Genomic DNA, 25091 nt, shown 5'->3' on the forward strand with positions numbered 1-25091 from the left:
CCGCAGGTCTTAGCGGTTATCTACCATATCGTCTTTATGGATCACCAGTTCAAGCTTGACGGTTTCTATATTCTGTTCCGTCTTTTTAAGAATGGTAAACAGATAGCCATAACATTCTTCACTATCACCTACTTCCGGGATCTTCCCGAATGCATGGGATACCAGGCCACCTACGGTGTCGAAATCCTCGTCTTCCGGCAGATCATGCGGCAGGTGCTCGTTCACATCGTAAACCGTAGCGAATGCGTTGACGATAAATTCCGTTTCAGATACCTTTTCCACGATCGGCTTTTCTTCATCATATTCGTCCTGAATTTCACCTACGATCTCCTCAACAATGTCTTCCAGGGTAACCATTCCGGCTGTACCGCCAAATTCGTCAAGCACAATAGCAATCTGGATGCGCTTTTGCTGAAGCTCGCTCAGCAAGTCATTGATCTTCTTGGTCTCAGGGACAAAATAAGGCTTGCGGATAATGTCACTAAGTGCCCATTCATTGTTTCCGGCCAGTAAGGGCAGAATGTCCTTGGCATGGACAATACCCACGATTTTATCGATGACATCATCATAAACAGGCATACGTGAATATCCCTCACCGATGATGGCTTCAATGACCTCTTCTTTAGCCGAGGAAAGTTCTATACCGGAAATCTTCGTCCTTGGTACCATGATATTCTTTACAACACGCTCATTAAAATCAAATACGTTCTTAATGAGTTCGTGCTCGTTGGTGTCCAGCGCTCCGCTTTCCTTACCCTGGTCAAGCAGATAATACAGCTCCTCAGTACTGTGCACAGACTCATGTCCGCCCACATTGGAAATACCAAAGATCTTCAGGATCACATTGGCAAAGCCGTTAAGAATCCAGATGAACGGACGGAACACTACATAAAAGCCCTGCAACGGAAGCGATATAAAAAGGGTAGTTGCCACCGGACGCTGTATGGCGATAGACTTCGGGGCAAGCTCCCCGAAAACGATATGCATGATGGTAATAAACAAAAACGCGATGATCGTTGAGATTGAAGTGATATAAACCTCGGGAAGGTTAAAATTGATCAGCAGATTATGCACTATCGTGTGCATAACAGACTCACCCACCCAACCAAGACCCAGTGACGCGAGGGTAATACCAAGCTGTGTTGCTGCCAGGTATCCGTCAAGGTGCTGCGTGATAAATTTTGCAATGTTGGCGACCCTGCTGCCTGACTTTGCCTTGATCTCAATCTGGGATGCCCTGACTTTCACAATGGCAAATTCAGCCGCAACGAAAAAGCCATTGAGCGCTACTAAGAAAAACGTTAAGAATATTTTAAAACCTTCCATTAAGAATGATTATGTCTGAACTTTTCATCATACAGCTTAAGACTTTCCTGTATGACCTTATGGGCATAGCGCACCCCGAGCAAATGCTCGATGGTCACTTTCTTCTCCTCCAAAGCCTTATAATCCTGGAAAAACTTGGCGATTTCCTTCATGGTATGTGGCGGCAGATCAGCAAGATCATTGATGTAGTTTACTGACATATCATTCTTCGCAACGGCGATGATCTTGTCATCCTGTTCTCCGTTATCTACCATGTGCATTACACCAATTACTTTTGCCTCTATAAGGGAAAGCGGGTATACATCAACTGAACAAAGTACGAGTATATCCAGCGGGTCATTGTCATCGCAATAAGTCTGGGGGATAAAGCCATAGTTGGCCGGGTACATCACGGAGGAAAAAAGTACCCTGTCAAGCTTGATCAGGTTGGAATCCTTGTCTATTTCGTATTTGGCCTTTGATCCTTTAGGAATTTCAATAATCGCATTTACAGTTTCAGGAATGTTATCGCCAGGGGATACGCTGTGCCAAGGGTGACTCTCGTAATTATTCATTTTCGTTATGTTCAATTTTTATTTTTTCTTCCTCGTTTGGTTTCTGTACCCGGTTCTTCACAAAGGTGTATACCAATGGAACCGTTGTAATTGCAATAAATCCTACAATTATATACAGTAAATAGTCGTTTATCTCCTTTTCAAATCTTTTGCCAAGAAAATACCCAAGCAAAGTTAGTGAAGCTATCCACAATAATGCGCCACTAATATTATATAATGCAAACTTTTTAAAATCCAGTTTGACTACTCCCGCAAAAATCGGTGCAAATGTACGGACGATGGGAACAAATCTACCCATAATCAGGGCAAATGCACCTTGCTTATGATAATATTCTTCCGCAGCCTTAAGATAGCGCTTTTTGAAGAACAGGGAATCCTTGCGATCGTACAGGACCGGTCCTGTCTTCCGGCCAAACCAGTATCCCGTGAAGTTGCCGAGTATCGCAGCGATGCACAGTCCGAGTATGAGCAGGTAGATATTGACATCAAGCTTCCCGGTGGCCACAAACATGCCAGCCAGGAAAAGCAGGTAATCACCGGGAAGGAAGAATCCGAAGAAAAGACCCGTCTCGGCAAATATGACGAATAAAACTACGTAGAACCCGCCCTCTCTAAGTAATTTCTCGGGATCGATAACCTGTTGTAAAGAGGACCAGAAGTCTTGCATAGTTCAATTATTCGTAAAACTACAAATAATTATCAACAGAAAACTTTATATCAGTCCTAAAATTACGGCCGGATACACGCCCAGGAAAACAGTTACTGCTGCAGATATCAGCAATACGGCCCGGTATTGCACAGGAGTCTCCAGTACCAGTTCATTACCTTCCTTAAAGTACATGGCGATAATGACCCTGAAATAGTAGTAAAAACCTACCAGGGCATTAAGTATAGCAAAAGCAACCAGATATACCTGGTAGCCATTCATCGCATTCAGGAACATCAGGTATTTACCGATAAATCCTGCCGTGAGCGGGATGCCCGCCAGCGATAACATCGCGATAGTCAGTGCAAGTGCAGTCAATGGGTTACGCTTTGCAAGACCATTGAAGCTGTCGAAATGATCGTTTCCTGTTTTTTGCTTGACCAGGATCAGCACCGCAAATGCAATGATACTGGCAAAAGTATAGGCAGCCGCATATACCAGTACATTATTGGAGGATGCTGAGGTTAACGACACCAGCGAAAACAACAGGTAACCTGCATGAGATATACTGGAATAAGCCAGCATTCGCTTAAAGTTCTTCTGGAAAAGCGCAGTAACGTTACCAATGAACAGGGTAAGGCAAACTACGATCATCAGCGGCGGCAGCCAGAAATCATGCAGCGGAGCAAAAGTGCCCGCAAAAAGCCGCAGAAAAGCGGCAAAGCCGGCAGTCTTCACTACGGTGGACATAAAGGTGGTGATCAGCGTAGGAGCACCTTCATAAACGTCCGGGGTCCAGAAGTGGAAAGGCGCGGCACCGATCTTAAAGCTCAGGCCGATAAGCAAAAGGATTACTCCCGGGTAAAACAATGGCGAGATGGTGCTGTAGTTATTAACCAGGTATTGGTTGATCGTTTCCAGGTCAAAAGATCCCGTTGCCCCGTAGATCAGCGCAATGCCGAACAGGAGGAAACCGGTAGAGAATGCACCCATCAGGAAATACTTCAACGAGGCCTCATTTGATGCAAAATCTCCCTTGCGGATGCCCGCCAGGATATATAAACTTACCGACATGATCTCCAGGCCAATGAACAGCATGGACATATTCGAATAGGAAAGCATGATGATGATCCCTGCCAGGGCAAAAAGGATCAGCGTAAAATATTCTGCGACATGTTCGCTGTCGCGGGTAAAATAATTCTGGGTAAGCAGGAATATAAACAGGGTACCGATAATGGTGACGAATGAAAATGCCAGGGCAAAATTATCCATATGCATCATGCCGTAATAAACCTGGTTTGTATTCCAGGAACATACGGCAAATGCCAGCGCCCCGAGTAAGCCGATGACCGTAATGGGCAGCAGTGCCTTCTTTGCCTTAAACAAACCTGCATAAAGTACTACAAGAGCTGTAACTGCAATCGTTATGATGATGTTCATTGCTTAATTTACCGATGTTAATTTTTGGGTTACTTGTTCGATTAGATGCTGTACTGCCGCCTCCGACAATCCAAGTACCGGTTTTGGGTAAACGCCCAGTACAATGATCAGCGCACAAACTGTAAAGAGGACGATTTTTTCCGGGCCTGCGATATCTGTGATTGTCGAGGTCAGCGCATTGGTCTTGCCCAGCATCACCTGCTGGTACATCCTCAACATATAAACCGCACCAAAAATAATGGTGAGGCCTGCGAACACAGCAAACCAGATATTATATTGATACACACCCATTAACAGCAGGAACTCGCCGATAAAGCCATTGGTTCCCGGAAGTGCGACCGTACCCAGTACAATGATCAGTGCAGTGATAGCGAGCTGAGGTGCGTGTGTAGCGATTCCGCCTAAATCGGCAATCGTATTGGTTTTTAGTCTCCGGAAAACGATATCCAGAACGAAGAATAGACCAACTACATTGACCCCGTGGCTGAGCATCTGTATCATGACACCTTGCAGAGACTGTACATTCAGTGCAAAGATGCCTGCGCTGATGAGACCCACGTGCGCAATGGAAGAATAAGCCACCAGCCGCTTCGCATTCCTTTGCGTGAAAGCGATCACCGAGGCATATATAATTCCCGTTACAGAAAGAATAATGGCCAAGTGTCCCCAGTCCTGTACGCCTGCAGGCACAATAGGCAGTATCCATCTGATCACCCCATAAATACCCATTTTAAGCATAATTCCCGATAACAACATCGTTCCGGTCGCAGGCGCCTCAGTATAGGTATCAGGCTGCCAGGTATGAAAAGGAAACACCGGCATCTTGATCGCAAAGGCAATAAAGAAAGCCCAGAATATCCAGGATTGCTGAACCGGATCCAGATTGAGCGCATAAAATGCATTAATATCGAAGTTCTTCGCCGGATTTTGCAGGTAAAGGTAAATGATGCCCAATAACATAAAGAGAGAACCCGCTACTGTATATACAAAGAACTTCATATTGACCCTGATGCGGTCCTTTCCGCCCCATATGGCACAAATAAAGTAAACAGGGATCAGCGCAGCTTCCCAGCCGATATAGAACAGAAAAGCATCCAGTGCTGTGAACACCAGTAACAAACCGCTCTGCATAAAAAGGATCAGGGCATAAAAGGCCGGCTGGCTCTTATAATCGTGCGGAAAACCAGACAGGACAATCAGCGGGACCAGTACATTGGTCAGCAAGACGGTAATGATACTTATGCCATCGATACCTACATGGAAATTAATCCCCAGTTGTGTTATCCAGGGACAGTTTACACCAAACTGCACACTTGAATCCGGCACAAAATTAACTGCAGTCACCAAAGCCAGCACTAAAGACACCAATGAGGAAACAAGCGCAATATACTTGGCTGCCCCGCCAAAGCATGCCGTGATCAGGGCTCCGGCCAGCGGTATGAATAAAAGAAGTAGTAAAAGGTGTTCCATTTATATTTTCTTGAACGTGCTTTTATATCGATAAATAAGTGTACAACAACAGTGAGACGATACCAATCACCATCATAAAAATGTAGAAGCCAACATTTCCCGACTGCAGCAGCCTGATGCCTTTTCCAGCCTCTGACGTACCCCAGCCAAGACCGTTTACAAGGCCATCAATCAGTTTCTTGTCGACGATCTTGTACAGGAATCCAGAAAGTGCATCCAGCGGTTTACGGATAACTGTATCATACAACTCATCCAGGTAGAACTTACGATAAGAGAGATTGGCCAGGAACGACCGGCCAGCCTCATCTGGTACAGGTACATGATTCCTCTTCACATATTTGCCATAAGCGATAACCACAGAAACCAGTACGCCCAATACCGACACACCCATTAAAGCATATTCAGTGGCATGGTCCGGCGCTTCGCCTGCATGGCGGATCACCGGTGCTAACCAGTGTGACAGCCAATGGCTTCCTCCCAATACCTCAGGTACCCCGATTGCACCGCCAATAGCGGAAAGTACCGCAAGAACGATCAATGGGATTGTCATCGACTTAGGCGATTCGTGGATCTTCTCCTCGGCATGGTGTGTACCCCGGTAATTTCCGTAAAAAGTCAGGAACAGCATCCTGAACATATAAAAAGCCGTCAGGAATGCACCAAAAGTTGCGATTCCCCACATCACTTTACTGTGGGCATAAACATGTGCCAGTATCTCGTCCTTTGAAAAGAAGCCCGAGAAAGGTGGCAGTCCGGCTATAGCAATAGTACCGACAAGCATAGTCAGGAAAGTAACCGGCAATTTCTTACGTAAACCACCCATATGGCGCATATCCTGCTCGTGGTGGAGCGCATGGATTACCGAGCCCGCGCAGAGAAACAATAGAGCCTTAAAGAAAGCATGGGTAATTACATGGAAAAATGCACCATTATAAGCGCCGACACCCAATCCAAGGAACATATAGCCCAGCTGGGATACCGTAGAATAAGCCAGTACCTTTTTGATATCAGTCTGTGTAAGTGCGATAATCGCCGCCATCAGCGCCGTAGCCAGACCTACAATAGCAATCACATGTTGCACTACCGGAGCCAGATCAAACAGCAGGTTGGATCTGGCGATCATATAAATACCGGCTGTCACCATCGTTGCTGCATGGATCAGCGCCGAAACAGGGGTCGGTCCCGCCATCGCGTCCGGAAGCCAGGTAAACAACGGCAGCTGCGCAGATTTACCGCAGGCACCGATGAAAAGTAGCAAAGCAATCAGTGCAATTACAGCGTTGCCAGGCAACATCTCCGCAGCCTGAGGGAAGATCTTCGCAAATTCCACGCTTCCAAAAGTGGTAAAGATCAGGAATACGCCCAGTAAAAAACCGAGATCACCGATACGGTTCATTACAAAAGCCTTCTTTGCGGCCGAGGCATAGCTGCTGTTTGTATACCAGAAGCCGATCAGCAAATAAGAACAAAGGCCGACACCTTCCCATCCGATGAACATCACAATATAATTCGATCCCAGTACAAGCAACAGCATAAAGAAGATGAACAGGTTGAGGTAAGCAAAAAACTTCCCGAAACCCGCGTCATCATGCATATACCCTGCCGAGTAAATATGGATCAGGAAACCTACACCGGTAACGATCAGCAGCATAATTGCGCTCAGCGGATCTACCAGAAAAGAAAGCGGGATATGCAAGTTACCTGCATTGATCCAGTTAAAAAGAAAAATCTCCTTTGATTTCTCAGCCGAACCTGACAGTTCAGAGAAAATGCCCAGGCTGATGGCAAATGAAATAAAAACAGCGGCACTTCCGATAAAACCGGTCAGGCCTTTCGAGAAGGTGTTCCTCCCGAGTCCATTAATGATAAAACCTACCAGCGGAATTAAAGGGACTAGCCAAACTAATTCTGTAATCATCTTATATTCTATACTTTATCACCACTTAAGGCGGTTTAACACATTGATATCAATAGACTGAGTATTCCGGTAGACCATCACGATGATACTCAGACCAACCGCAACCTCTGCGGCAGCAAGCGCCATGATGAAAAATACAAATACCTGACCCGAAGGATCGTTACTGTGCACTGAAAAAGCCGTAAGCAACAGATTCACTGCGTTCAGCATCAGTTCCACCGACATAAAGATTACGATCGCATTCCTGCGGGTAAGCACCCCGATCACACCGATCGTAAAAATAATGGCACTCAGCCATAGGTAATGGTTCAGCGGAACCCCCTGCAATTGATGAGTCATGTTTTCCACTATACTTTCTCCTTTTTAGTTAACAATACCGCCCCTACCATTGCTGAAAGCAGCAGGATCGAGGACAATTCAAATGGCAGCATAAACGGCCCGAACAATTCCCTGCCCAGGTTCTTCAGCAGGCCCAGATCAGGGTTCTTCAGCAAAACCGGATCAGAGACCGCGGTCGCTTTCAGTGAACCGACCAGGGTCACCACCAGGCAGCAGCCGGCAATCAGCCCCACCACCTTGACCAGGTTTGATTTCAAAGGCTCATTGTCCTTGTTCAGGTTGAGCAGCATCAGTACAAACAGAAAAAGCACCATGATCGCCCCCATATAGACTATGAAGTTCACCACAGCCAGGAACTGCGCATTCAGCAACACATAGTGTACCGTGAAGGTGAAAAAGGTCACGATCAGGTAAAGTACGCTATGTACCGGGTTCTTCGAAAAAATAACCAGCAGCGAGAAGATCACGCTGAGGGTAGCCACAAAGTAGAATACCGATGCGCCCATTACTTATTTTTATTTAAAGGTTGTTCAACCAGTTTGTCCTTGCCGTAAATGAAGTCCTTACGCAGATAATCGGCCGGAACGATCGGTCCGTCAAGATAAATCGCCTCTTTAGGGCAGGCCTCTTCGCAAAGCCCGCAGAAAATGCAGCGCAACATATTGATCTCATAAACTGAAGCATACTTTTCCTCCCGGTACAAATGCTTCTCTTCCTGTTTGCGCTCTCCGGCAATCATCGTGATCGCCTCCGCCGGACAGGACAACGCACACAGACCGCAAGCTGTACAGCGCTCCCTTCCTTCTTCATCGCGCTTCAGCGAGTGCATACCCCTGAAGTTGGTCGAGAATTCCCGTTGCTGTTCAGGATACCTGATGGTCGCTTCCTTCTTAAACAAATGGCTGATCGTCACAGACAACCCCTTTGCAATTGCAGGAAGGTACATCCGCTCAGCCAAAGACAAGGGTTTCTGTTCTAATACTTTCTTTTTATTGGTCAATGGTTCCATTAAACCTCCTAATTTATCCGCCGCTGCGGGTTAAAACTTTTCAATTACTGCAATCACTACTCCGGTGATAATGATGTTGGCGATGGCCAGCGGGATCAGCCCTTTCCAGCCCAGGTGCATCAGCTGGTCATAACGGAACCTCGGGATTGTCCACCTCACCCACATGAAAAAGAAGATGAATGCAAATATCTTCGCGAAAAATACTGCCGTTCCGATCAGCGGGCCGATCACAGCTCCTGTATTGGCCAGCACCCAGTCCATACCCGGATAGTTATAACCACCGAAATATAAGGTCGCCATCACCGCAGAAGACACAAACATATTGATGTATTCCGCAAACAAGTAAAAGCCCAGTTTCATGGAAGAATACTCGGTATGATAACCACCGATCAGTTCCGTCTCGCATTCCGGCAGGTCAAAAGGTGCACGGTTAGTCTCTGCAAAAGCGCATACCATAAAAATAATAAAGCCCAGCGGCTGGTAAAGCACATTCCAATGCCAGCCGTGCTGCTGTTCCACGATCTCTTTAAGACTCATCGTATTGGTCACCAGCAGAAGCGCGATAATCGACAGGCCCATCGCGATCTCATAGCTGATATTTTGCGAAGCCGCCCTGATCGCACTCAATAAAGAATATTTATTATTAGAGGCCCAGCCACCGATCATCACCCCATAAACACCCAGAGAAACCACACCAAATATATAAAGGATACCTACGTTTATATCCGTTACCTGCAGGGGGACTACCTTTCCGCCTATGGTGATCTCACTTCCCCAGGGAATAACAGCCGTACCGATACAGGCCGTCAGCATAGCCAGTCCCGGACCGACCATAAATAGCCATTTATTGGAGTTAGCCGGAACAATCTCCTCCTTCATGAACATCTTTACCCCATCAGCAAGTGGCTGAAGGATACCAAACGGCCCGGCTCTGTCCGGTCCAAGCCTGTCCTGCAGAAAAGCGGCTACTTTTCGTTCAGCATAGGTGGAATACATTGCGATCAGAAGGCTGATCGCAAATATGATGACCACAAGGATAAATTTTTCTATTACAAATGCTATTTCCATTAGAATTTGACCGTTTTTTCTAGTTCTTTTCTGTTCGCCTCCTGCAATACAGGATTATTCTGAATCACCGGAAGCGGTTTCAGTGTCTCATAGTGGTTGGAAGAAATTACCGAAGCATCGCTGATATGGGTCGGATGCTCGATCACCCAATCGGAAGTTTTCTTCTTGTCAAACCTGCAGGTATTGCAAATGAACTCCTCCACTTCCCCATAGATATCCTTACGGGCGGTCACCCGCAGTACATCCTCTCCCTTATACCATAAAGTCACCTTTCCGCTGCAAGTAGGGCAGTCCCTGTGCGCGTCGATCGGCTTGGTAAACCATACACGGTTCTTAAAACGGAAAGTCTTATCGGTAAGCGCACCCACAGGGCAAACGTCGATCACGTTTCCTGAAAAATCGTTATCGATTGCAGTATGGATATAGGTAGAGATTTCGGAATGGTCTCCCCTGTTCAGAATACCATGCACCCGCTTATTGGTGATCTGGTCTGCAGTAAATACACAGCGATAGCATAAAATGCAGCGGTTCATGTGCAACTGGATCTTGTCACCGATATCAATGCGCTCAAAGGTCCTGCGCTCAAATTCGTATCTTGTTTTCTGAAGCCCATGCTCATATCCAAGGTTCTGCAGGTCACATTCGCCAGCCTGGTCACACACCGGGCAGTCCAGCGGATGGTTGATCAGCAAAATCTCCACAACCCCGTTACGTGCCTCGATCACCTCCGGAGAAGTAATGTTCAGTACCTCCATACCGTCCATTACCGTAGTACGGCAGGACGCTACCAGCTTAGGCATCGGGCGGGGATCTTTCTCCGACCCCTTGCTTACCTTTACGATACAGGTACGGCACTTACCTCCGCTCCCCTGCAGTTTCGAATAATAACACATTGCCGGAGGGACAATATCCCCGCCAATCTGTCTGGCCGCATTCAAAATTGTTGTACCGGGCGCTACCTCAACCGTAATCCCGTCTATCGTAACTTTAACTTTATCGCTCATGACCCTTAATTTCCTGTCGTAACTTCTGCTTTTGCAATCGGTTCGGCATAATTTGCCAGACCATAATTTGTATCAAGACATTTTACCGGTTCCTTTACATGCCACTCAAATTCGTCCCTGAAGTGCCTGATCGCACTTGCAACCGGCCATGCAGCCGCATCACCCAGCGGACAGATCGTGTTTCCTTCAATTTTTCTGGATACATCCACCAGCAGGTCGATATCACTCATCTTACCATGGCCATATTCGATCCGGTGCAATACCTTTTCCATCCAGCCAGTTCCTTCACGGCAAGGCGAACACTGTCCGCAACTTTCATGATGATAGAAACGAGCAAAGTTCCAGGTATTCCTGACAATGCACTGATCTTCATCAAAGGCAATAAAACCACCCGATCCTAGCATCGTACCGGTAGCAAAGCCACCTTCCGATAAAGACTCATAGCTCATCAGTCTTGGTTCACCACTGGCCAGTTTCAGCGTCAGGTTTGCCGGCAGGATCGGCACCGAAGAGCCCCCGGCCACCGTGGCCTTCAAGCGCTTGCCATTTGCAATACCGCCGCAATATTCGTCAGAATAAATGAATTCCTCTACAGAAAGACCGAGTTCGATCTCATAAACACCAGGCCTGACCAGGTTACCAGATGCCGAGATCAGTTTGGTACCTGTGCTCCGACCAATACCGATCTTCGCATATTCTTCACCACCATCGTTAATGATCGGCACTGTAGCCGCAATGGATTCTACATTATTAACCACCGTCGGACATCCGTAAAGTCCCGCAATAGCCGGAAAAGGCGGCTTGATCCTTGGATTACCGCGCTTACCCTCAAGCGATTCCAGTAAAGCCGTTTCCTCTCCGCAGATATAGGCCCCGCCACCAGGCTGAACGTAGAGCTCCAGATTATAACCTGTACCCAGGATGTTCTGCCCCAGAAAGCCTGCACTTTTCGCCTCAGCAATCGCGCGCTCAAGAATGCGGATCTGCGGCATCATTTCGCCCCTTACGTAGATGTAGGAGGTATTTGCCCCAAGCGCATAGCTGGATACGATCATGCCTTCTATCAGCGCGTGAGGGATGTGGGTCATCAGAAAACGGTCCTTAAATGTGCCCGGTTCCGATTCGTCCGCATTGCAGACCAGGTAACGCGGTACACCTTCCGGCTTGGCCAGAAAGCTCCATTTCATTCCCGTAGGGAAGCCCGCCCCTCCGCGGCCGCGCAGGCCCGACTTCTTCACTTCTTCCACCACCTCGTCAGGACTAAGGGTCTTCAGCGCCTTTTCAACGGCACGGTACCCGCCTTTTTCCCGGTACACATCAAAGGTATTGATGCCAGGTACGTTGATATGTTCTAATAACAGTTTACGGGCCATTATTTTCTGCGTAAGTCTTCAATCAATTGATCCACACTCTGCTCATTGAGGTTTTCATAAAAAGTGTATTCCGGGCCGATCTGCAGCACAGGGCCATAGCCACAGGCTGCCAGACATTCCACACCCCTCCAGCTGAACAGGCCATCCTCCGTTACCTCACCTTCTTTCACACCCAGGCGGTCCTCAATGTGCTTCATGATCCTTTCGGCACCAACCAGGCAGCAAGGGCCTGTGCGGCATACTTCAAGTACATATTTACCCTGGGGTTTCAGGAAATACATGGTATAGAAAGAGGCTACCTCATACACTTCTATGGGCAGGATATCCAGGTATTCAGCCACCTTGTCCATGGCCGAAGTACTCAGCCAGCCCAGCTCCGCCTGAGTCTCATGGAGCACCGGCAGCAAAGCCGACTTCTGTTTCCCTTCCGGGTATCTCTTAACGATCTCATCAAACCTGGCAATCAGCGCAGATGAAAATTCAACAGGCTGCTGTTCTTCTACTCTAAGCATCTAATTCTCCGGCAATGATGTTCATACTACTCATATTGATAATGGCATCTGACAGCAGCATGCCTTCACTCATCGGAGCAAACATCTGGTAATTAATAAAACTAGGTCTCCTAAAATGCAGTCGGTAAGGGGTTCTTCCTCCGTCATTGATCAGATAAAATCCAAGCTCACCGTTTCCTCCCTCCACCGCGTGGTAAACCTCCGCTTTGGGTGCATCGATTTCTCCCATCACAATTTTGAAATGGTAGATCAGCGCCTCCATATTATTATAGACCTCCTCCTTAGCAGGAAGGTAAAATTCCGGCACATCCGCATGGAATATTCCCTTAGGCTCACCTGCGATCTTTTCCATCGCCTGCTCAACTAAACGCACACTCTGCCACATTTCCTCGTTCCGCACCAGGTATCGGTCGTAAATATCTCCACTGGTACCTACCGGCACCTCAAAATCAAAATCCTCATACGAACTGTAAGGATCGCTCACCCGCACATCATAATCCACTCCTGTCGACCTCAGAAGAGGTCCGGTCCAGCCATAGCTTAATGCATTTTCGCGGCTCACCTCCGCTACCTTGGCCGTACGATCTATAAAGATCCGGTTACGGTTCAGCAGGCTTTCAAATTCCTTCAAAGCTACCGGAAACTCCTTCAGGAACTTTCTGATCTTCGAAAAGGCAATTTCGTTGAAATCTCTTTCGAATCCGCCAATGCGGCCGATGTTCGTCGTCAGGCGTGCACCGCAAACTTCTTCAAAGATCTCGTAGATATGCTCCCTGAATTGAAAAAGGTACAGAAAGGTCGTCGTAGCGCCAGTATCCTGTGCAATGATCGTATTGCAGATGATATGGTCGGCAATCCGCGAAAGCTCCATCACGATCACCCGAAGGTAATCCACCCTTTTGGGTGTCTGAATGTTCAGCAGCTTTTCCACCGTCATGTGCCATCCCATATTGTTGATCGGGGACGAACAATAGTTCAGTCGGTCCGTCAGGGGCGTAATCTGGTAAAAAGGCCTGTGTTCAGCGATCTTCTCAAAAGCACGGTGGATATAGCCGATGGTAGAGACCCCGCTCACGATACGCTCACCGTCCAGCTGGATCACATTCTGGAAAACCCCGTGCGTCGCAGGGTGTGTAGGTCCCAGGTTGAGGGTTACCAGCTCATTCTGCGGATCGTTATCTGTAAATACCGGTTGATTGTTCATATACTTACCTGCCAAAGTATTCATCCTTCTTATCCACCCGGTTGGGGTCTTCCAAAGGATATTGTTTCAACATAGGGTGTACCCCCAGTTCATCCATATTTAAAATTCTTCTCAGATCCGGATGACCTTCAAAACGGATCCCGAAAAAGTCATAAGTCTCTCTTTCCATCCAGTTAGCGCCCAGCCACAAACCTGTAGCTGTGGGGATCTCCGGATGATGCTCATCAATAAAGACCTTCACCCGTATACGCTTGCGCTGCACCATGGCATGCAAATGATAAACTACTGCAATCGCATGCTTTCTGCCCGGATAATGTACCGCAGTAATGTCCGTAAGGAAATTAAATTTAGCCGGGGCCTCCTCCTTCAGGAAAGTCAGGACATTAATGATAACATCTTTAGTCGTCTCCAGGGTCAGCAAGCCATAAGGTTCGTCAAATCCGCTTACTTTTCCGCCAAATTTTGCGGACAGTGCATTGATCAGTTCCTGATTAGTTATTTCTGCCATTATTGTATACCGTATGAAGCCAGCAATTCCTTATACTGATCAGAGTTCCTTCTTCTCAGGGACTCATTCTTAACAAGCTCCTGAATCTTCCCAAAACCATCCAGGATCGCCTCCGGCCTTGGCGGGCAGCCTGGAACATATACATCAACAGGAATGATCTCGTCGATTCCCTGAAGTACCGAATAGGTATCGAATATACCTCCGCTCGATGCACAGGCACCAACAGCCATTACCCATCTCGGCTCCGCCATTTGCAGGTATACCTGCTTCAGCACCGGTGCCATCTTCTTGGCGATCGTCCCCATTACCATCAGCAAATCTGCCTGTCGCGGTGAAAAACTAAGCCTTTCAGAACCAAAGCGGCCGAAATCATAATGTGAGCCCATGGTCGCCATAAACTCAATACCACAGCAGGAAGTCGCAAAAGGAAGCGGCCACAAAGAGTGGGACCGGGCCAGGCCAATCACCTTATCCAAAGAGGTCGCGAAGAAGCCAGATCCTTCTATCCCTGGAGGCGCTTCAACTATATTGATGTCACTCATGATACAAATAAAAAAGGCTCATTCCAGTACAGAATGAGCCACAAATCTACAATATTTTGAAAGTAAAAGAATTAAGCCTACATCATTTAGAAACAATCTAAATAGCCTAATTCCAGTCCAGAACTTTCTTCTTCAGCACATAAATAAAACCCAGCAACAACGTCCCCATAAACACAAACATTTCGATCATTCCATCCATTCCCAGATCGCGGAAATTAACCGCCCAGGGATACATAAAGATCACCTCCACATCAAACAATACAAACAGGATGGCCACTAGAAAATACTTAATGGAAAAGGGTTGTCTCGCATTACCGATCACCTTAATGCCCGCCTCAAAAGTGGACAACTTATCAGCGGTTTTGCGCTTCGGGCCTAAATAATGTGTCGCAACCAAAGTCACCACCACGAAACCCAGGGCAACGATCACCTGGAAAAGAATAGGTAAAAAATCGACAGAAGTACTTGCAGTTTCCATTGGATAAAATTATCTGGCAAAAATAAAACAAAAAGGCAGGATCACAACCTGCCTTTTGTTTTATTGTAAATTATTATAAGACTATTTCTTAGGTGTTGCTTTAGGAGCCGCCTTAGGAGCGGGGGCAGTCAGCGACTTGATACCTTCCTGTGCCGTAGCATCCTGAGGGTTGATCGCCAATGCTTTTTCCCAGTATTCCTTTGCTTTTACTTTATCCTCCTTGTAAGAAGCAAAACCAGCGATCTGGTTATAAGCCTCAACCATGTTCTTTTTCGCTGTCGCGGTCTGCTTGTCAGGGTGCGCAGCCAGAGAATCCACATATTGCTGGTAAAACGGCAGTTTCAAACCTACCGGATCCGTATCACTGTCTTTCAGGTTATTTACCCTTGCCCTCCACAGGTATGCATCATAGGTGGTCGGGGAAAACTTGGCCACTGTAGCGAATGAAGAATCGGCCCGCACCAGAATATCTTTTGAAGGATTGGTCTTTGCGTTGTATCCCTGACCATAATAGAAATAAGAAGCCAGGCCATGATAGTAAAAGTTCAGCAGTGAGCCGGCCCCTTTGGCATTTGGATTGAATCTGTTCGCAATTGCATAAGTCTCCATCGCACGCTTGTAGTCCTTCGCATCATAATACGATTTTGCCAGGTCAGCCAGGATGGTCGATTTTGAAGAGTCCCTCACCAGCGCCTTGGTTACGTTAATGATACCCAGGCTATCCTGCTGGTTCTTCAGCTGTGCCTGTCCAAGGTACAGATAATCTTCAGAAATGATCCTCGTAGTATCTTTAACCCGCGCAAAGAAATCGTTCATAAATTCCAGACTCTGAGGATAATTTCCGTTCTCATAAGCGGAATAGCCGCGAAGCCTCAGCACCACTACGTTTTTAGGGTCATTCGGATTCATTGTAGCCAGTTCAGTCGTTTCCTGCTCCAAAGACTTATAATCCTTTGCATAGAAAAGAATCTGCGCATACCTGATCCTTGACTCGTAAGACTTATCGGTCAGGTCCAGATATTTCTTGTAATTGGTGATCGCATCTGCATTTTTCGCCTCTGCACTGGCAGGTTCAAAATCAGCCCATTGTCTGTAAAGTTCTGCAAGCTCCCTGTAAGCAGGACCGTAGTTCGGATCAGCAGTAATTACATTCTTCAATTCTGTTTCCCCTTCGCTGAAAGCCCTTGATTCCTTGTACATCCTGCCGATCTGAACGGTAGACCTGTAGAGTTTCGGATCCAGGCTCAGGGCATTCATGTAAGCCCCAAGTGCCTCAGAGTTCTTGCGCTGAAGCGCATAATAGTCACCTAAAGCCACAAATATCTGAGGCTCCTTATCTTTATCATCCAGCTCATCAGCCTTTTGCAGATTAGGTAACGCAGCGGCAAAGTCAGGTTTATCGATATCCAGGTAAGCCTTGCCGGTATACAGATACGGTGTGTAGTCCTTCTTTGAAGAAACTTCTATCGCTTTATCAAAATTGGTTTTTGCAGATGTGGGGTTATTCGATGCCAGGTCAGCATGTCCAAGTCCCACATAGTTCAGCGGATTTTTAGCATCGGCCTCAACACCCTGAGTAAATGCAGCCCTGGCAGAGTCAATATAATCCCGTTTCAGGTAAACATCGCCCAGATAAAAATAATTCTCCCCTTTTTTTGCTTGTGATTGCACCAATGCCTTCAGCATGGCGGTTGCCTTCTGGTACTGCTCCGCGTCTATAGCTTTTTTAGCGTCGTCTAAACTCTGAGCAAAGGAGGCCGAACCCATCACAACTAAACTTAAACCTAAGGTAATCGCTTTCTTTGTCATTTTCATAGTTTCCAAATTAGTATTAAAGTAATGAAACCTGCACGGGCAGTCTCAGTATTCATTTTATTCAAATATAAAACTTAGTTGTTATTCTTCAAGTTAAATTCTCTGGGCATCATCTTATGTGGCCCAAGACCGGATTTCAATACGATGAGCTGCCCTCTAGGGCCAAGAAGCCAGTTGGCAAAACCTGTGCCCAGTCCATCCCGCCCTTCGCAATCAATAATATATACGTTTCTCAGAAAAGGATAGATCCCATTGATCAGGTTTTCCTGTACCGGAGTATAAAAAGCGTCATCCCCCTTTTTTCCCTTCTGATTTTTTACCCCAAGCATTTTCACCTTTCCAATATAAGATGACATATCCTGGCTATTATCGATCAGCCAGTTAACACCGATCACTCCGATAAAGTTTTTGTTTTCCCCGACATATTTGATAACGTCATTATTGGTCTCCAAAGTATATACCCCTTTTTTCGGAAGGTCTTTTATTCCCGAAAGGTCTTTAAAATAACGGATAGTACTGGAATAAGCATTGTCGAAAACGAGGCTCCTGCCATCACCTGCACCTTTCATGATGTTCAGCACCTGTTCCGTAGTAATTGTTGAATCCACTACATCCTTAGCCACAACCAGTGCGATACCATCTATCGCAAAACGGGAAGTCTTGGGAATAATTCCTTTGTTCCTGTATACTTTATCCTCCTCTGGTTTCAACATTCTGGACAAGACCAGTACCCTTGCGCTGTCCGCCAGAAAAGCAGGTATAATCTTATTCTCACTCCCTTCAGAGACAAGGAACTCGGCATTTTTATAATCACTTTTAAAAACCGCTATCTGTCCGGCTATAATAGAAGAAAACGTCTCGTCCACAAGTATCTTCACACTTCCTGAAGTTCTCGTTTGCTCAACAGCTTCCTTCTTTTTTGCAGGTCCCGAACAAGCGGAAAGTACCAGAGAAAAAACAAAAAGACCTAAATACCGCATATATTATTCGTTATCCTGTTTAATCACCCTTGTAAACCTGATCGCAGCGTACACGATCAGTAAGCATCCCATCATGATCCGGTACTTACGCTCTATCGTTACCGGCATGTCCGCCCATAAAATAAATATGAGCCCCAGTACCAGGTAAAAAACAAACATGACCAGCCCTAAAATGAACAGAAATCGCTGTTGAGGCGATTTCTGTCTGAATGCTTTCAAGTTAAACATCCTGGTTACTGAGATAAGGTGAAACTGATTGGAATATTGTATTTCACACGTACCTTCTTACCATTCTGGATACCTGGAATCCATCTCGGGCTCGCTTTCAACACCCGGATCGCTTCCTCATCAGTACCCCCGCCGAGCTTACGCTCTACCTTGATGTCAGTAAGGCTGCCGTCCTTCTCTACTACGAAGGAAAGAAATACCTTGCCCTGTATGTTATTCTCCTGTGCCATGGCCGGATATTTTACTGCCCGCTGTACATAGGCATAGAACTTGTCCATACCGCCCGGAAAGGTTGGCTGGGACTCAAGGCTCACAAAGTCATAAACCTTGGTATCCTCAACTACCGCGGCCTGTTTAGGTCCGTCGCCCGCAGCAGTAGCGATGACGATGTCTGCATCAGGGTCACCCGCAATTGTCTTCTGACCAGGATCAGCTTTCTTCAGGTCTTCTATGGTTACCGGCTCTTCATCACGTACCAGTTCGTCTGGCTTAACGATAGGAGGCGGGAACTTTACTTGGTCCTGCTTAGGTGGCGGTGGTTGCGGCGGTGGTGGCGGAGGCGTCTCCGGGTTTACCGGCGGCGGAGGCTGTACGATAACCTCGACCTGCTTTTCTTCTTTCTCCACAGGAGGCGCTGGCTTAACCAGTTCTGCAATCTTAGGTGACAGAAATGCCAGCACAAAGACTGTGGAAGCAATCAGCAAAGATTTGGTTGTATTCGCGTCACTGCGCTGACGAAGCTCATAGGCTCCATAGCTTTTGTTCTTGTTCGCGAAAACCACATCAAGCCAATCCCTTTTAAATAAATCTATTTTTGAACCAAACATAGCTTAATATTTTTTTCTGTTCATGATTACTTATATATTCCCCCTTCCTTCATGAACTGCTTCTCGTTCTCGAGAATGTTCACGTCGTCGATCGCAGGCGCCGTTTTGATGCCCGCAATGTTCAACTCATCCATGATATCAACAAAATTCTTATATGAAGCTGCTTCTGTTGGTTTCACAACGATCACGATCTGTCTGCCTGTCGTCTTATAGACATTATCCTTGTTCTTTAATAAGGACTGTCTTACTTCAGGAAAAGTTTCGATCACAGGTTTGGCGTCCTTTGCCTCACCCATATACCAGGCCACTTTATCATTCGATCCGAGAAGAACCGTCATGGTCTGAGACGCACGAAGTTCGTTCTTTACATCATTGTCCTCTTGGTCCGGCTTTGCAATGTCCATTGCAATCGGCTTAGACAGGGAGGTTGTCAGCATGAAGAAGGTAATCAGCAGGAACGCCAGATCCACCATCGCAGTCAAATCTACTTTGGTACTGGCCTTCTTGGTTCTTACCTTGCCACCGCCTTTTTTCCCTCCCCCGCTGGAGGTATCTAATTCTGCCATAATTTATTTTATTTTCCGCCTTCGGCAGAAGTAATTAAACTGAATTTGTTAACTTTTTGCTTCTGCAGGATGTCCACGATCTTTTTGACCGTTGGATATTCCTCCTTGGCATCACCTTTAATACTGATACGAAGGGGTGTATTGTGCAACTCAGCTACCGCATGGCGGTTCTGCATGATCCACTCTGCCAGCTGATTATTGGTAGAGTCTGCAGGGATACCATTGCTCGCTTTTGCAAACTTGTCCCTTTCATCGGCATTCATGGCAAGAAATTGCTTGAGCGACTCAATAGGCACGCCAAACGAACCCAGAACACCAAAACGCTTTCTTTCTTCCGGGCTAAAAGCAATATTGTACTGCTTGCTCATCCGGTCAAGCGTGGCCACCTTTACATCCTGTCCCACGATCTCATAGAACACTTTGCCCTTACCGATAGAGAGGATACCTATATCCGTATCAGGTACTTTGATCTTGTACGTCGAGCTTGGTATCTGGACATCCAGAGGATCAGGCTGACGTGCAGTCGCTGTTAAAATAAAGAAAGTCAGCAACAGGAAGGCAACGTCGCACATCGCCGTCATATCTATTGAAGTACTCTTTCTCTGAACCTTTGCTCTTGGCATAACTTTAAATATTATCTATTTTTTTACTAATGATGTGAATTCATCCGGTTTTCCATAAAGCCGGGAAAAAAATATTAATATCTGCTATTTATGCGTACTTGCGTAGGTCTGGATGATGCTGAATCCTGCCTCATCGATGGCGTAAGTCAGCTTGTCGATCTTGGAAGTCAGGATGTTGTACATGATGATTGAGAAGGTAGAGGTACCGATACCAGTAGCCGTGTTGATCAATGCTTCAGAGATACCGGTTGCAAGTGCTGCCTGGTCAGGAGCTCCAGAGTTCGCCAGACCACCGAAGGCCTTGATCATACCTGTTACCGTTCCCAAAAGACCAGTCAGTGTACCTACAGAAACCAAGGTAGCGATTACAGTCAGGTTTTGCTCCAGCATTGGCATTTCCAGTGTAGTGGCTTCTTCAATATCCTTTTGGATAGCAAGACATTTTTGGTCGGTATCCATATTTTGCTCAGTTTCCATCTCACGGTATTTTTTCAGACCGGATTTGATCACATTTGCAACAGAACCTTGCTGCTTGTCGCATTCTGCAATAGCAGACTCAATGTTGTTTGAGTTTAAAAGTGCCTGGATTTTCTTAACAAAAGCGTCAAGACCGCTCTTACCAGTAGCTTTGCTGATGACGATGGTCCTTTCGATAGAGAATACGATCACCATCAGGAACATGCCTAAAAGTACGGGTACAATAGGTCCGCCTTTATAAGCCATACCCATATAGTTACCTGGCAAAGGCAGGGTGTCATGCAAATCAGGATCCGCGCCATTGATAAAATTCCCCCTGTCTCCAAAAATAAACTTATAGACACAGATACCGATAATGATACAAATCGGGATAGTCAGAGTCGCAAATAAGTTTGAGGCTGAAGATGATCCTTCCTTTTTTACTGTTGTTGGTTTTGGTGCGTTTGCCATTTTTTTAGTTTTTAGTTTTAGTACTTTGTTTTTTAAATTTTCAGATTATTATTCCGTAATACACACAACGACGTTCATAAACAATTGTTGCAATAACAAATTTAAAACTTTGATTTTAATTCCAAATTAAATAATCATTAGCTTCATCATTTGCATTACCCTAAGTATTTCCCTCCCGCAGCACTGTATAATTAAAAAAGATTGTCCCGCTATGGAAACAATCTTTCACAATTAAAGTCAAAAAAAAAAAGAAATGCAAATTTTTAGTCAAAAAAATGCCTTTACCTTGCTTTTCCTCCCGGCATCTAACTTGTATATACAGCTTTCAGCCACCGGATCGCTTCGCTTTATATCCCTCCTTTACAAGGATTTCCATAATCTTATCCCTGAAATCCCCCTGAATAAGCACCGAGCCGTCCTTAGCTGAACCACCGACCCCGCATTTCGATTTCAGCAGTTTTGCCAGTTCAGCAAGGGCCAGGTCAGGGCCCCTGAATCCGGTTACCAGGGTCACCGCCTTCCCGCCCCGGTTTTTCTTATCCAGCATCACCCGAAGGTCCTGCTGCCCGTTAGGAACATCGCTTTCCGTTCCATCCGCCGCCTCTTCAAAAACATAGGATGGATCAGTAGAATACATGATGCCGCCAAAATCGTTCAATACTTTCTTTTTGTCTTTTTTCATACTTCCCAATTGTTATTTTTTATACCCCTGGCACAATAATATCAAGAGAGAGCGGCAGGGTATCGATCACGATCTCCCGCCCCATATAAAAAGGCTCACCGTCAATATGAATAGCACCTTCCTGTTCACGACGAATCCGGATATGTTTACCCCTGATGATCTCTACCATATCCGAACGGTGGGTAAGTCCTCTCACCATTCTGTAGGCCAGCGCAGGTAAACGGTACATCGGAAACTTCCCAATGATGCAGACATCCATAAGCCCGTCTCTGGCCGATGCCTCAGGGGAAACATGTACATTATTACCGTATTGCGAAGAATTGGCGATACTGATCACAAAGGCCCGCCGCTCCAGTGCAACACCATCAATTTCCAGTTGATACCGTTGTGCGTGGTAATTCAACACTTCCTTAACGCCCGACTTAAGGTATCCTGCCAGGCCCCGGGACTTCCTGCCTGCAAAAATAGCGGCAATGTGCGCATCAAAACCCATTCCGGACATGTTGAAAAAAGCCTTTCCGTTAAAAGTACCCGTATCTATTGCCATCGGACTGCCTGTATTCAGCAGCCTGATCGCCTTAACTGTGTTCATCGGGATACGCAGGAAACGAGCCAGTCCATTTCCTGAACCAAAAGGGATAATACCCAAAGTCTTTCCATACCTCATGGCCTGTCCGGCCACCTCATTTACAGTCCCGTCACCACCGACAGCCACCAGCAGGTCAAAATTCCTTCCCGAAGCTTCTTCGGCAATTTCCGCTGCATGCCCTACATATTCGGTAAAGCTGAAGTTAGGACTGAACCTCGATTTGTCCAGTACGGTATCGATCAGCGCCGGTATCTTCAGTTTATCCTTCCCGCCAGAGATGGGGTTAATAATGAACAGTATGTTTTGCTTGGACAACTGAGTATGGATTAGACTGCAAAATAATTGATATTTTTTGACTAATTAAATATATGTACTAATTTTACGCCCGTTAAAAAGTGGACTGATTTGCGATGCTAATAATAGCGGGATTGCAACCACGTAAAAAAAAGTGCTAACCGATTACACACTTCCTTTTACACCTGCTCCAGGGAAATCCGGCTCCATAATTAACATTTACAAATTTTAATTATTCAAAGCATGTCGTATTTATTTACCTCCGAGTCGGTTTCAGAAGGCCACCCAGATAAAGTCGCTGACCAGATTTCCGATGCCCTCATTGACAACTTCCTGGCCTTTGATCCCGAATCAAAAGTAGCTTGTGAGACCCTGGTTACCACAGGGCAGGTCATCCTGGCAGGTGAAGTCAAGTCACAGACGTATCTGGATGTCCAGCAGATTGCCCGTGAAGTCATCCGGAAGATCGGTTATACCAAAAGCGAATACATGTTCGAGGCCAACTCCTGCGGTATCCTTTCAGCCATCCACGAACAGTCCCAGGACATCAACCAGGGCGTAGACCGGAGTACCAAGGAAGAACAGGGCGCCGGCGATCAGGGCATGATGTTTGGCTACGCTACAAACGAAACAGAAGACTACATGCCACTAGCCCTGGACCTGTCCCACAAACTGCTCCAGGAACTTGCCGTACTGAGAAGGGAAAATAAGGAGATTACCTATTTGAGGCCAGACGCAAAATCGCAGGTAACCCTCGAATACGACGATAATAACAAACCGGTACGCATCGATGCCATAGTCATTTCCACTCAGCACGATGATTTCGACGAGGAAACTGCAATGTTATCTAAAATCAAAGCCGATCTCGTAAGCATCCTTATCCCAAGGATCATCGCCAAATACCCTAAATACGCCCACCTCTTCAACAACAATATCCAATACCATATCAACCCAACCGGCAAGTTTGTAATCGGCGGTCCGCATGGTGATACTGGTCTTACCGGCAGAAAGATCATTGTAGACACTTATGGTGGCAAAGGCGCCCATGGCGGCGGGGCCTTCTCCGGCAAAGACCCGAGCAAGGTAGACCGCAGCGCGGCCTATGCTACCAGACACATCGCCAAGAACCTTGTTGCAGCAGGTGTTGCCGACGAAGTCCTGGTGCAGGTAAGTTATGCCATTGGCGTAGCCAGGCCTATGGGCATTTATATTAATACCTACGGCACGGGAAAAGTCGGCAAGACCGACGGAGAGATCGCCAGCATCGTAGAACAGGTGTTTGACATGCGCCCGTACTTCATCGAACAGCGGTTAAAACTGCGTAACCCGATCTATAGTGAAACTGCTGCTTACGGGCATATGGGCCGGAAACCGGAAACGGTCACCAAAACCTTCCGAAGCCCGGGTGGCGAAGAAAAACAGGTCACCGTAGAACTGTTCACCTGGGAAAAACTTGATTTTGTAGATCAGGTAAAGACCGCGTTTCATATATAGTATATATATAACATACAAAAGGAAAAGCCCCGCAAATGCGGGGCTTTTCCTTTGTTTACAAACCATTTCCATGCACCGTTGTTTTATTGTAAAAACAAATCTATTATGGAACGTCCAGTTGAAATGAATACCCTTAGCCAGATCCTTGAGAAACTCAGACTCAAAGGCATGGACAACGAGATAAAGATGACTGACCACGGGAAAATGCAAGGCGTCGGTCTTAACAAAATCTATAACCCCGAAGACCTTACCATCATCAAAACCTATCGCTTTGAAGGCGACTCTGATCCGGCAGACAATTCCGTACTGTACATACTCGAAGACAAAGATCATCAGATAGGCTATATCCTCGATGCCTATGGCATGTACAGCTCGCAGGAAAATGCGGGCTTTAACGACTTTTTGAAAAAGATTCCCACCGCAGACCGTGACCTGCAGGAACTGCTCACCTAGCCTGCCTTATGCTGCAGAAAAGAAAAGGCTCAGTTCAATTGAACTGAGCCTTTTTTGTAGCGGTCTGGACGGGACTCGAACCCGCGACCTCCGCCGTGACAGGGCGGCATTCTAACCAGCTGAACTACCAAACCGTTTCCCGTTCTTTTGTTTCGGGATTGCAAATATAGCGTCTTTCGGCAACTTTACAACAAATATTTTTAAATAATCACAACCGTCTGT

At 46.4% G+C, this 25091-nt stretch carries 28 protein-coding genes and 1 tRNA gene; 2 read left to right on the forward strand and 27 right to left on the reverse strand.

Annotated elements, in window-relative coordinates:
• Positions 1-9: 9 nt before the first annotated feature.
• The 26 genes from P2W84_RS16030 to P2W84_RS16155 all read right to left on the reverse strand — a co-directional run bounded on the left by P2W84_RS16030 (position 10) and on the right by P2W84_RS16155 (position 22943).
• The gene (locus tag P2W84_RS16030) at positions 10-1326 is read right to left on the reverse strand and encodes a hemolysin family protein (protein ID WP_276091173.1); all 1317 of its coding nucleotides are present in this window, start codon (positions 1324-1326) and stop codon (positions 10-12) included.
• Positions 1326-1880: an inorganic diphosphatase gene (locus P2W84_RS16035; protein ID WP_276091174.1), complete on the reverse strand. Its 555-nt coding sequence runs from the start codon at positions 1878-1880 to the stop codon at positions 1326-1328. Before P2W84_RS16035 ends, P2W84_RS16030 begins: the two co-directional genes overlap by 1 nt.
• Positions 1873-2547, reverse strand: coding sequence for a VTT domain-containing protein (locus P2W84_RS16040; protein ID WP_276091175.1), 675 nt, complete (start codon positions 2545-2547; stop codon positions 1873-1875). Before P2W84_RS16040 ends, P2W84_RS16035 begins: the two co-directional genes overlap by 8 nt.
• A gap of 45 nt (positions 2548-2592) precedes the next feature.
• Complete coding sequence (locus P2W84_RS16045; RefSeq protein ID WP_276091176.1) at positions 2593-3966, reverse strand: NADH-quinone oxidoreductase subunit N; 1374 nt, start codon at positions 3964-3966, stop codon at positions 2593-2595.
• A gap of 3 nt (positions 3967-3969) precedes the next feature.
• Positions 3970-5436, reverse strand: coding sequence for an NADH-quinone oxidoreductase subunit M (locus P2W84_RS16050; RefSeq protein ID WP_276091177.1), 1467 nt, complete (start codon positions 5434-5436; stop codon positions 3970-3972).
• A gap of 22 nt (positions 5437-5458) precedes the next feature.
• Positions 5459-7351, reverse strand: coding sequence for an NADH-quinone oxidoreductase subunit L (gene nuoL, locus P2W84_RS16055; protein WP_276091377.1), 1893 nt, complete (start codon positions 7349-7351; stop codon positions 5459-5461).
• 21 nt (positions 7352-7372) lie between these two features.
• Complete coding sequence (gene nuoK / locus P2W84_RS16060) at positions 7373-7702, reverse strand: NADH-quinone oxidoreductase subunit NuoK (protein ID WP_276091178.1); 330 nt, start codon at positions 7700-7702, stop codon at positions 7373-7375.
• The gene (locus P2W84_RS16065; protein ID WP_276091179.1) at positions 7702-8199 is read right to left on the reverse strand and encodes an NADH-quinone oxidoreductase subunit J; all 498 of its coding nucleotides are present in this window, start codon (positions 8197-8199) and stop codon (positions 7702-7704) included. The genes nuoK and P2W84_RS16065 overlap by 1 nt, the downstream gene beginning before the upstream one ends.
• Positions 8199-8702, reverse strand: coding sequence for an NADH-quinone oxidoreductase subunit I (locus P2W84_RS16070; protein WP_276091180.1), 504 nt, complete (start codon positions 8700-8702; stop codon positions 8199-8201). Before P2W84_RS16070 ends, P2W84_RS16065 begins: the two co-directional genes overlap by 1 nt.
• A gap of 30 nt (positions 8703-8732) precedes the next feature.
• A complete protein-coding gene (gene nuoH, locus P2W84_RS16075; protein WP_276091181.1) occupies positions 8733-9770 on the reverse strand; it encodes an NADH-quinone oxidoreductase subunit NuoH in 1038 nt (345 codons plus the stop codon).
• Positions 9770-10774, reverse strand: a complete 1005-nt coding sequence (locus P2W84_RS16080) for a 2Fe-2S iron-sulfur cluster-binding protein (protein ID WP_276091182.1) — start codon at positions 10772-10774, stop codon at positions 9770-9772. Before P2W84_RS16080 ends, nuoH begins: the two co-directional genes overlap by 1 nt.
• Positions 10775-10779: 5 nt before the next feature.
• Complete coding sequence (nuoF, locus tag P2W84_RS16085) at positions 10780-12147, reverse strand: NADH-quinone oxidoreductase subunit NuoF (RefSeq protein WP_276091183.1); 1368 nt, start codon at positions 12145-12147, stop codon at positions 10780-10782.
• Positions 12147-12659 (reverse strand): NAD(P)H-dependent oxidoreductase subunit E, encoded by a 513-nt coding sequence (locus tag P2W84_RS16090; RefSeq protein ID WP_276091184.1) that lies wholly within the window; start codon positions 12657-12659, stop codon positions 12147-12149. The genes nuoF and P2W84_RS16090 overlap by 1 nt, the downstream gene beginning before the upstream one ends.
• Positions 12652-13863: an NADH-quinone oxidoreductase subunit D gene (locus P2W84_RS16095; protein WP_276091185.1), complete on the reverse strand. Its 1212-nt coding sequence runs from the start codon at positions 13861-13863 to the stop codon at positions 12652-12654. The genes P2W84_RS16090 and P2W84_RS16095 overlap by 8 nt, the downstream gene beginning before the upstream one ends.
• Positions 13864-13867: 4 nt before the next feature.
• Entirely contained in the window at positions 13868-14371 is a 504-nt protein-coding gene (locus P2W84_RS16100; protein ID WP_276091186.1) for an NADH-quinone oxidoreductase subunit C, read from the reverse strand.
• On the reverse strand, positions 14371-14913 hold the full coding sequence (locus P2W84_RS16105; RefSeq protein WP_276091187.1) for an NADH-quinone oxidoreductase subunit B: 543 nt from the start codon (positions 14911-14913) through the stop codon (positions 14371-14373). The genes P2W84_RS16100 and P2W84_RS16105 overlap by 1 nt, the downstream gene beginning before the upstream one ends.
• A 106-nt stretch (positions 14914-15019) precedes the next feature.
• Positions 15020-15391, reverse strand: coding sequence for an NADH-quinone oxidoreductase subunit A (locus tag P2W84_RS16110; RefSeq protein ID WP_276091188.1), 372 nt, complete (start codon positions 15389-15391; stop codon positions 15020-15022).
• An 81-nt stretch (positions 15392-15472) separates the two neighbouring features.
• The gene (locus P2W84_RS16115; protein ID WP_276091189.1) at positions 15473-17206 is read right to left on the reverse strand and encodes a hypothetical protein; all 1734 of its coding nucleotides are present in this window, start codon (positions 17204-17206) and stop codon (positions 15473-15475) included.
• 74 nt (positions 17207-17280) lie between these two features.
• Positions 17281-18186, reverse strand: a complete 906-nt coding sequence (locus P2W84_RS16120; protein ID WP_276091190.1) for a substrate-binding domain-containing protein — start codon at positions 18184-18186, stop codon at positions 17281-17283.
• Between the two features lie 3 nt (positions 18187-18189).
• Positions 18190-18414, reverse strand: coding sequence for a hypothetical protein (locus P2W84_RS16125; RefSeq protein ID WP_276091191.1), 225 nt, complete (start codon positions 18412-18414; stop codon positions 18190-18192).
• A 5-nt stretch (positions 18415-18419) separates the two neighbouring features.
• Positions 18420-19241, reverse strand: a complete 822-nt coding sequence (locus P2W84_RS16130) for an energy transducer TonB (protein WP_276091192.1) — start codon at positions 19239-19241, stop codon at positions 18420-18422.
• Positions 19242-19267: 26 nt separating this feature from the next.
• On the reverse strand, positions 19268-19807 hold the full coding sequence (locus P2W84_RS16135; RefSeq protein WP_276091193.1) for a biopolymer transporter ExbD: 540 nt from the start codon (positions 19805-19807) through the stop codon (positions 19268-19270).
• A gap of 8 nt (positions 19808-19815) precedes the next feature.
• Positions 19816-20430: a biopolymer transporter ExbD gene (locus P2W84_RS16140; RefSeq protein ID WP_276091194.1), complete on the reverse strand. Its 615-nt coding sequence runs from the start codon at positions 20428-20430 to the stop codon at positions 19816-19818.
• An 84-nt stretch (positions 20431-20514) separates the two neighbouring features.
• Complete coding sequence (locus P2W84_RS16145; RefSeq protein ID WP_276091195.1) at positions 20515-21357, reverse strand: MotA/TolQ/ExbB proton channel family protein; 843 nt, start codon at positions 21355-21357, stop codon at positions 20515-20517.
• A gap of 325 nt (positions 21358-21682) precedes the next feature.
• Positions 21683-22039 (reverse strand): translation initiation factor, encoded by a 357-nt coding sequence (locus tag P2W84_RS16150; protein WP_276091196.1) that lies wholly within the window; start codon positions 22037-22039, stop codon positions 21683-21685.
• A gap of 19 nt (positions 22040-22058) precedes the next feature.
• Positions 22059-22943: a diacylglycerol kinase family protein gene (locus tag P2W84_RS16155; protein ID WP_276091197.1), complete on the reverse strand. Its 885-nt coding sequence runs from the start codon at positions 22941-22943 to the stop codon at positions 22059-22061.
• A 222-nt stretch (positions 22944-23165) separates the two neighbouring features.
• On the opposite strand from P2W84_RS16155, the gene metK reads away from it, so the two are divergent.
• Together metK and P2W84_RS16165 are read left to right on the forward strand one after the other, a co-directional pair.
• On the forward strand, positions 23166-24416 hold the full coding sequence (gene metK / locus P2W84_RS16160) for a methionine adenosyltransferase (RefSeq protein ID WP_276091198.1): 1251 nt from the start codon (positions 23166-23168) through the stop codon (positions 24414-24416).
• A 105-nt stretch (positions 24417-24521) separates the two neighbouring features.
• Positions 24522-24869, forward strand: a complete 348-nt coding sequence (locus P2W84_RS16165) for a hypothetical protein (protein ID WP_276091199.1) — start codon at positions 24522-24524, stop codon at positions 24867-24869.
• Between the two features lie 60 nt (positions 24870-24929).
• Here P2W84_RS16165 and P2W84_RS16170 read toward each other — a convergent pair.
• Positions 24930-25003: transfer RNA gene (locus tag P2W84_RS16170), tRNA-Asp, on the reverse strand.
• Between the last annotated feature and the right edge of the window lie 88 nt (positions 25004-25091).

Source organism: Pedobacter sp. JY14-1 (assembly GCF_029269825.1).
GTDB lineage: Bacteria > Bacteroidota > Bacteroidia > Sphingobacteriales > Sphingobacteriaceae > Pedobacter.